At 50.9% G+C, this 644-nt stretch carries 1 protein-coding gene; it reads right to left on the reverse strand.

The window, feature by feature from the left end; translation table 11 throughout:
* Window positions 1–644: GDSL-type esterase/lipase family protein (locus tag ACWHAR_RS28415; RefSeq protein WP_452088613.1), on the reverse strand; the 644-nt coding region annotated here is incomplete at both ends.

Genomic DNA, 644 nt, shown 5'->3' on the forward strand with positions numbered 1-644 from the left:
TATGCCCTCAGAAGTAAAATCGGTCGCCCGGCCCTGGGGTGTTGATAGGATGACGTCCGCTCCTTTCGCTTTCACCTGACGAATCATATCACGCATCATCTCTTTGAATTCCGCTTCAGATTCATTATGCTTCGGATTTGTGTCATTAATGCCAAGCTGCAAGATAAAATAATCCCCCGGCTTGATGTACTTCAGGATCGCCTCAAGCTGTCCATCATTTCTGAACCCTCTCGCGATCTGCCCGCCGGACGCCATGTTTCTCACTTGAAAGGTATGTTTATCGATATAGTGAGGCAGCATCTGCCCCCAGCCCGCCTGCTTGCTGCTGTTGAGCGGATAATAATTGCACACCGTCGAGTCGCCTCCGATATAAATGGTTCGGTTCGTCACCGGCTGATCAGACAATTTCTTTATTTTCAAGGCGCTAAGCGTAAAAGCGGTGCCAGCTTTCCCCTCTGTCACCAGCAGATTCAGCTGCCCGTCGGTGACGGGAATTTGGAACGTATCCTCCGCGCCATCCCCTGTCATATTAATGACCTGAAACACGCCCTCCGCCGCCACACTGGCCCTTGCCGTATTGCCAAGCGTCACCTTCACCTCATAAAGGCCATTCGGGAGATCCACATTAAACGTGTTATTGCTTT

This window comes from Bacillus sp. LR--39 (assembly GCF_053613335.1).